General features: G+C 63.5%; 9 protein-coding genes. All 9 read left to right on the forward strand.

Going from position 1 to position 7128, the window contains the following annotated elements; genetic code table 11:
* Positions 1 to 55 precede the first annotated feature (55 nt).
* The 9 genes from ABUA09_RS14855 to ABUA09_RS14895 all read left to right on the forward strand — a co-directional run bounded on the left by ABUA09_RS14855 (position 56) and on the right by ABUA09_RS14895 (position 6966).
* Positions 56 to 1747: a recombinase family protein gene (locus ABUA09_RS14855; protein ID WP_349949477.1), complete on the forward strand. Its 1692-nt coding sequence runs from the start codon at positions 56 to 58 to the stop codon at positions 1745 to 1747.
* 51 nt (positions 1748 to 1798) lie between these two features.
* Complete coding sequence (locus ABUA09_RS14860) at positions 1799 to 2272, forward strand: hypothetical protein (RefSeq protein WP_033118886.1); 474 nt, start codon at positions 1799 to 1801, stop codon at positions 2270 to 2272.
* 98 nt (positions 2273 to 2370) lie between these two features.
* Positions 2371 to 3468 carry a major capsid protein gene (locus tag ABUA09_RS14865; protein ID WP_033118885.1) on the forward strand — a complete coding sequence of 366 codons (1098 nt, stop codon included), beginning with the start codon at positions 2371 to 2373 and terminating at the stop codon, positions 3466 to 3468.
* Positions 3469 to 3514: 46 nt separating this feature from the next.
* Positions 3515 to 3889 carry a phage head-tail connector protein gene (locus ABUA09_RS14870; RefSeq protein ID WP_216521347.1) on the forward strand — a complete coding sequence of 125 codons (375 nt, stop codon included), beginning with the start codon at positions 3515 to 3517 and terminating at the stop codon, positions 3887 to 3889.
* 229 nt (positions 3890 to 4118) lie between these two features.
* Complete coding sequence (locus ABUA09_RS14875) at positions 4119 to 4505, forward strand: hypothetical protein (RefSeq protein WP_075705216.1); 387 nt, start codon at positions 4119 to 4121, stop codon at positions 4503 to 4505.
* A 13-nt stretch (positions 4506 to 4518) separates the two neighbouring features.
* Positions 4519 to 4962 carry a phage tail terminator family protein gene (locus ABUA09_RS14880; protein ID WP_033118882.1) on the forward strand — a complete coding sequence of 148 codons (444 nt, stop codon included), beginning with the start codon at positions 4519 to 4521 and terminating at the stop codon, positions 4960 to 4962.
* A complete protein-coding gene (locus ABUA09_RS14885; RefSeq protein ID WP_058116983.1) occupies positions 4947 to 5153 on the forward strand; it encodes a hypothetical protein in 207 nt (68 codons plus the stop codon). Before ABUA09_RS14880 ends, ABUA09_RS14885 begins: the two co-directional genes overlap by 16 nt.
* 27 nt (positions 5154 to 5180) lie before the next feature.
* The gene (locus tag ABUA09_RS14890) at positions 5181 to 6488 is read left to right on the forward strand and encodes a phage tail sheath family protein (protein WP_349949478.1); all 1308 of its coding nucleotides are present in this window, start codon (positions 5181 to 5183) and stop codon (positions 6486 to 6488) included.
* 19 nt (positions 6489 to 6507) lie between these two features.
* Complete coding sequence (locus ABUA09_RS14895; RefSeq protein ID WP_349949479.1) at positions 6508 to 6966, forward strand: phage tail tube protein; 459 nt, start codon at positions 6508 to 6510, stop codon at positions 6964 to 6966.
* Positions 6967 to 7128: the final 162 nt, after the last annotated feature.

Genomic DNA, 7128 nt, shown 5'->3' on the forward strand with positions numbered 1-7128 from the left:
TGCCCCGTGCCAGAGGTATAATATAGGTGTAATGTGGTAGGGGAAAGGAGGACCAATGCCACGGCAAAAGAACAGGGGCCTACAAAATTTTCTCCCTACATATCCAGCCCCTACCCGCACCCGGCGCTGGAAAATGGCAAGCTATATCCGGCTCTCCAAGGAGGACTTGCAGAAGATACGGAAAGGGCTTGACTGCAGCAACAGCGTCAAGAACCAGCGGGATATTCTCAACTACTTTTATGAAACCCACGCTGAGGAATTTGAAAGCATCCGGGAATATGTGGATGACGGCCACACCGGGACGGACACGGACCGGGAACACTTCCAGGAGATGCTGGCCGATATTATGAACGGCAGGATCAACTGCGTGGTGGTGAAAGACCTCTCCCGGCTGGCCCGCAATTACAGCGACGCCGGGGGCCTGATCGACAACCTGTTTGTCCAGATGGGCGTCCGCTTTATCTCTCTGGCAGAAAATGTGGACAGCTTTCTGGACCCGGACAGCGTTTCCGATATTAAGGTGCCCATCACCAATGTCATGAATGACAACTACTGCTTTCAGACCTCGAAGAAGATTCGGCAGGTGTTCGACTACAAGCGGCGCATCGGTCAATATATAGGCGCTTTCGCGCCCTATGGCTATATCAAGGACCCGGCGGATAAGCACCACCTCATTATTGATCCTGATGCGGCTGAAATCGTCCGGCTGATTTACAGGATGTTTCTGGAGGGGACCTCCAAGCACGGCATCGCAATGTACCTGAACGAGCACGGCGTCCCCAGCCCTGCGGCCTACCGCCGCATGAAAGGACTGCCCGTCTCCTCCGATGCTGATAATCCCATGTGGAGTGCCCGCACGATCCACGAGATCCTGACGAAAGAAATCTATACCGGCGATTTGGTTCAGGGCCGCCACCGTGTCAAGAGTTATAAGGTTCACCAAATCGAGGCTGTTCCGGAGGAGGATTGGGTACGGGTTCCCAATACCCATGAGGCTATCATTGACCGGGCGACCTTTGAAAAGGTGCAAAGCCTGTTGAAGCGGGACACCCGCACATCCCCCAAGGGACGGCAGGTCCATCTGTTCAGCGGCTTCCTCCGCTGCCCGGACTGCGGCAAGGCCCTGACCCGGAGCGTGAGCGGCAGCCATGTGTACTATGCCTGCTCTACCTACAAGAACCGTTCCCGGACTGCCTGCACCATGCACTCCATCAAGCACAACCGTCTGGAGGCTGCCGTCCTGTTTGCAATTCAGCAGCAGGTGCATCTGGCGGTGTCCTACTCGGAAATCGTGGCCCTGATCAATACGGCCCCGGTCAAGAAATGCCAGTCCAGACGGCTGGATGACCTGATCGCGGCAAAGGAACGGGAGCTTGCGAAAATTACGCGATATAAGCAGGGACTTTATCAGGACTGGAAAGACGGCGAGATCACCCGTGACGACTACCACAATATGAAAGCCGATTATGAGCGCCAGACAGCCCAACTGACCGCCGTACTGAAAAATCTGACGGAGGAACGGGCGGAACTGGCAAACGGCGTGGATGATGAGCATCCGGCGTTGGTGGCGTTTATGAGGTATCAGAACATCGACCGTTTGACCCGTGATATTCTTGTGGAGCTTGTGGACCACATCAAGGTTTACGATAACGGCAACATCAGTGTTCACTTCAAGTTTACCGATGAACTCCGCAAAATCCTTGAATATATCGATCTCAACAACGATACCGCGGCAAAGGTTGTTTGAGTGCTGCATCTCCCATATTGGCAGCTCGTTTTCCTATTAGGCGCTAAACGTATGATCGCGGAACCCATTCGGGCCCTCCTGGGAGAGGACCTGGCGGGTCGGGTGGAGGAGGTCCTCCGGGGTGCGGGACCGGAGGGCGGAGACCTGGACCTGGTGGCGGGCAACGACGGCAGCTATCTCCCCGCGGGGGAGGTGGAGCGGCGCCTCCGCACCGCCGCCCTGCGGGCGGGTCTGGCCGGGCTGGTCCACGACCCCGACGATATCCTGCCCCTGGTGGACCTGGACGCGGTGGAGACCGACGGCAGCGGCGGGCTCCGTACCGACCTGGAGGCGCTGCTTGCCCCCATCCGGACCGCCAAGCCCTACCTCTTCCGGACCGGGGAGGCGGAGCCGCCGGTCCTGGCCGGCGCCGTCCCCGCGCCCCCCGGCGGCGCGCCCCGCAGAAGCTATACCATGGAGGAGCTGGGACGCCTCACCATGGAGGAGTACAGAGAGGCGCGGAGGATAGGCGCGCAGGGGGGCTGAGGCGGGACAGAGCCGGCTTCAGAACAGGCCCGCGCCCTCCGGGATAGAAGCTCCGCAGGAAACCATCACAACAAACAGGAAAAAGGAGAGAAATTACAATGGCAAACACATTTCTGACCCCCAGCGTCGTCGCCCGGGAGGCCCTGATGGTGCTGGAAAACAATCTGGTCATGGCGAATCTGGTCCACCGGGACTACTCCGATGAGTTCGTCCAGGTGGGCGACACTGTGACCATCCGCAAGCCCGCCAAGTTCACGGCCAAGAACTTTGCCGGCGCCATCGTCCGGCAGGACGCCTCCGAGGGGAGCGTGGCCGTGAAGATCGACCGGCACCGGGACGTGTCCTTTGAGGTGACCAGCAGGGAGATGACCCTGGATATCCGGGACTTTTCCAGCCAGCTCATCGCCCCCGCCATGCGGGCCATCGCCCAGGCGGTGGACGAGGACCTTCTCAACGAGTGCGCCAACATCGCAGCCTCCGTCCAGGCCACCGCAGATCCTTCCGATCTGGCGGATCTGGCCGCCCTGGCCAAGACCCTGGACGCGGCCATGGCCCCCCTGGATCAGCGCAGACTGGTGCTCTCCACCGCACACAAATACCGCTATGCCCTCACCGACAATCTCTCGAAGGTGGCCTACGCGGGCAGCGGGGAGACCCTGCGCAACGCCGAACTGGGCCGTGTGTACACGCTGGACACCTACATGGACCAGAACTGCCCCGACTCCCTGTCCGCCGCCCCCGGCACCGCCGGGGCCTACCAGGTGACCGGTACGGCGGGGGCGACCGTCGTGGCCCTTACGGGGGTGAGCGCCGCCACAGCCACCGTGAAGAAGGGCGACTGCTTCATCCTGGACGGCTACCGCTACCACTTTACCCAGGACAAGACCGCCGTCTCCGGCGCTGTGGCCCAGGTGGGCATTGACTGTGAGCTGGTGAAGGATTACACCAACGCCGACGCCTATGTGGTCTCCAAGCCCCACTCCCTGGCCTTCCACCGCAACGCCATCGCCCTGGTCACCCGCCCCCTGGCCCTGCCCATGGGGGACGACCGGGCCGCCATCATCAGCGGCAACGGCCTGGGCGTCCGGGTGGTGTACGGCTACGACCAGGATACGAAAAAGGACACCGTATCCCTGGACGTCATCTACGGCATCCAGACCCTGGACGACACCCTGGCGGTAAAACTGGTGGGGTAAAACGAAGCGCGGAGCCGCACGGCGAAACAGAAAGGAAACGGATGGGATGGACCACGTGAATGAACGGCTTGCCCGGCTCAAGCATCTGCTGGGCATTGTGGAGGAGGAGCAGGACGGACTGCTGAGTACGGCGCTCCAGGCCGTGGAGGACCAGGTGCTCAACTACCTGGGCCGGGAGGAGCTCCCTCCGGAGCTGGAGCGGGCGCTGCTGCTGATGACGGCCTCCTATTGGAAGGGGGCGGCCCTGGGCGGCGGAGCCGCAGCGGGGCCGGTGGCCTCTGTCAAGCGGGGAGACGTGTCCACCTCCTTTGCCGTGAGCGGCGGAGCCGCGGCGGGAGCAGGGACCTTCGAGCTCGCGGACGGGGGCACCTTCTTCGGCTGGCGGGAGACCCTGAACGGCTATCGAAAGCTGAGGAAATAAGAAGCGCGGAGCGCCCGGGAGCAGGGCGACAGCGAAACACGGCGACGGCGTCAGAACAGGCCCACGCCGCTCTGTTTCCCGCGAAGCGGAAAACTGCCGCATTTGCGGTCCCGCTCTTCCTTTCCAAATCGAAACACCTGTTTCGATTCGGGGAGGACGAGCAAGGGAATGGAGCGAGAAATCGCCGTGGGCGGAATGGACTTTGCGAGGACGAGAGAGGAGGATATCCATGGGCTTTGGGAACCCCGCCGCCGAGCGGGCGGCGCTGGAGCAGACCTATGAGGACCGGACCGACGTGCTCCGCCCGGGGCGGGACCGGGAAGGCAATCTCACCCGGACGGTGTACGAGCTGGTCTATGGGGCGCTGCCCTGTGCCCTCTCCCGGGCCGGGGTGCAGTCCAGGCTCAGCCGGGAGCGCAGCGGACAGAACCGGGCGGAGAACCGGCTGGACTACGACGCGGTGCTCTTCCTGGCGCCCGAGCCGGAGCTGCGGCCCGGCGACCGGGTCCGGGTACAACGGGCGGACGGAGAGACCCTGGAGCTGGAGCTGGTGGGGCGGGCTGTCCGCTACCCCACCCACCAGGAGGCGGCGGCCAGGGAAAAAAGACTGATATGACGGAGAGACGAGTATGACGGAATACGACCTTATGCAGGCGGCCGCGGGAAAGCTCACGGCCCTGTGGCCCGACCGGCCCGTGTACACCGGGACCATCCCCGCGGGGGCCGACGGAAGCTTTTTCCTGGAGTCCACCGGCTCCGAACAGACCGAGGGGCTGGATCGCTTCCGGCACCGGAAGGCGCGCTTTCGGGTGCGTTACTTTCTGGACAGCGGAGACGCCGGGGCCTTCGCCCAGTGGGCGGAGACCATGTTCGCCTCCTTCCGGCGGCTGGAGGCGGCGGAGGGAGCGCACACCCGGACGGTACGCCTGACGGGCCGGAAGGCCCAGGTGGCAGAGGACGGGAAGTCCTGCCAATTTACGTTTGACGTCGACCTCTATTACCGGGAGGAGCCCCAGACCACCGGAGAGGTGATGGAATACCTGAAACAGGAGGAGACATGGAAGAGACAGTGACGACCAAGACCCCCAAGCGGTCCCGGCGGGGCGGAGTGGAACCGGTGTTCACCCGGCGGCAGCTCCTGAAGGCCGGGACCATGGCCGTCCCCAGGGACGTGCTCTCCGCCGTCCTGGAAGAGGGGCGACTTTACACCAAAGGCCAAGCGCAGGGCTTGGCGGAAACATTTTTGAAAAGAAAGGTGAACTGAATGTCTATGGGAGGCGGCACCTTTACGGTGCAAAACAAGATCCTGCCCGGCAGCTACATCAATTTCGTGAGTACGGCCTCCGCCGCCACGCTGGGAGAGCGGGGCACGGCGGCCCTGCCCCTGGAGCTGGACTGGGGGCCGGAGGGCCAGATCTATGCCCTGGAGGCCGGGGAGTTCAACCAGACGGCCCTGAAGGTGTTCGGCCATGACGCCACGGCGGCGGAGCTGCTGCTCATCCGGGAGGCGCTGAAGCGGTGCTCGACCCTGCTGGTGTACCGGGTGAACGCCGGCGGAGCCAAGGCCGGCGCCACGGTGGGGGGCATGACGATCACCGCCAGGTGGGGCGGCACCCGGGGCAACAGCCTCCGGGCGGCGGTGCAGGCCAACGCCGACGACGAGGAGAAGGTGGACGTGGTGACCTATCTGGAGGAACAGGAGGTGGACCGCCAGACCGTGGCGGCCTCCGGCGGCGCGGCAGACCTGAAAGCCAACGACTGTGTGAGCTTCGGCACGGCGGAGACCCTGACGGCGGCGGCCGCCACGGCCCTTACCGGCGGGACCAACGGCACGGTGAACGGCGCGGCCTACGCGGCCTGGCTCACCGCCCTGGAGGTGGAGGACTTCAACGCCGTGGGCTATCCCGGCACGGATGAGAGCGTAAAGGCGCTGGTGGACGCCTTCGTCAAGCGGCTGCGGGACGAGGACGGACGCAAGGTGGTGGGGGTGCTCTACCAGCACGCCGGGGACGACATCGGCCTTATCAGCGTGAAAAACGGCGTGGTGCTCACCGACGGCACCGTGCTCACCGGCGACAAGGCCGTGGCCTGGGTCACCGGCGCCACCGCCGGGGCGGAGGTGAACGAGTCCCTCACCAACACGGCCTACGACGGCGCGGTGGATGTGGACGTCAAGTACACCAGAGGACAATACGAGCAGGCCATGCAGGCGGGCGAGTTCGTCTTTTACCCCGACGGGGGAAAGGCCCGGGTCCTCTCCGACCTCAACAGCCGCACCAGCTTCGGCGGAGGGATCAGCGAGGACTGGACCTCCAACCGGGTGGTGCGGGTCATGGACGGCTGGGCCAACGATGTGGCCCGGACCTTCTCCCAGAGCTACCTGGGTACACAGACCAACAGTGAGACGGGCCGGGCCCTCTTCAAGGCCGACCTGGTGGCCCTCGGAAAGGAATACGAGGGCATCGACGCCATCAGCGGCTTTGCGCCCGACGACGTGACCGTGCTCCAGGGGGACGGCAAGCGGGACGTGTCCGTGGCCTGCGCCCTCACCCCCAACGACAGCATGGAAAAGCTGTATATGACGGTGGCCGTCCATTAAAAGAGAGGAGTGAACGAACATGAAGGTACTCAACAGCTGGGATGCGGTGTCCGGCAAGGAGGGACGCGCGTACGCCAAGATTGACGGGAACAACGAGGAGCTCTTTTACGCCAAGACCATCGAGGCCAAGGTGGAAAAGACCAAGAGCCAGGTAAAGTCCATCGGCCGGCGCATGGTGGGACACAAGACCACCGGCGCGGAGGGCACCGGCTCCATGACCATCTACTACATCACCCCGCTCTTCCGGGCCAAGCTGGCGGAGTGGAAGGCGACGGGCCGGGACGCCTATTTCGACCTGGTGATCGAAAACGACGACCCCGACTCCTCCGCCGGGCGGCAGATCATCCGCCTAGAGGGGGTCAACCTGGACGCCACCGTACTGGCCAAGCTGGACGGCGACTCCGACGACCCCCTGGAGGAGGAGACCGACTTTACCTTTGAGGATTGGGACATCCTGACCCCCTTCTCCAAGGTGTGACGCAGGCGGGAGGGGGCGCGGGGCCCCTCCCCAGCGTGTCGAGAAACCTCGACACGCTTCAAAAAAGTGCTTACCCTTTTTTGAACTCTTGCAGGCCGCTGCGTCGCACTCGCTGCACTCGCACGCTTGCGGCCTGAGAAGTGATTTTTGCGAGGCCCGGGT

This window comes from Intestinimonas sp. RTP31139st1_F5_RTP31139_211217 (assembly GCF_040226735.1).
Classification (GTDB): domain Bacteria; phylum Bacillota; class Clostridia; order Oscillospirales; family Oscillospiraceae; genus Intestinimonas; species Intestinimonas butyriciproducens.

Bases quoted from the DNA above. Each gene is read 5' to 3' on its own strand.
- ABUA09_RS14855 (WP_349949477.1), top strand. From the start codon at position 56: ATGCCACGGCAAAAGAACAGGGGCCTACAAAATTTTCTCCCTACATAT.
- ABUA09_RS14860 (WP_033118886.1), top strand. From the start codon at position 1,799: ATGATCGCGGAACCCATTCGGGCCCTCCTGGGAGAGGACCTGGCGGGT.
- ABUA09_RS14865 (WP_033118885.1), top strand. From the start codon at position 2,371: ATGGCAAACACATTTCTGACCCCCAGCGTCGTCGCCCGGGAGGCCCTG.
- ABUA09_RS14870 (WP_216521347.1), top strand. From the start codon at position 3,515: ATGGACCACGTGAATGAACGGCTTGCCCGGCTCAAGCATCTGCTGGGC.
- ABUA09_RS14875 (WP_075705216.1), top strand. From the start codon at position 4,119: ATGGGCTTTGGGAACCCCGCCGCCGAGCGGGCGGCGCTGGAGCAGACC.
- ABUA09_RS14880 (WP_033118882.1), top strand. From the start codon at position 4,519: ATGACGGAATACGACCTTATGCAGGCGGCCGCGGGAAAGCTCACGGCC.
- ABUA09_RS14885 (WP_058116983.1), top strand. From the start codon at position 4,947: ATGGAAGAGACAGTGACGACCAAGACCCCCAAGCGGTCCCGGCGGGGC.
- ABUA09_RS14895 (WP_349949479.1), top strand. From the start codon at position 6,508: ATGAAGGTACTCAACAGCTGGGATGCGGTGTCCGGCAAGGAGGGACGC.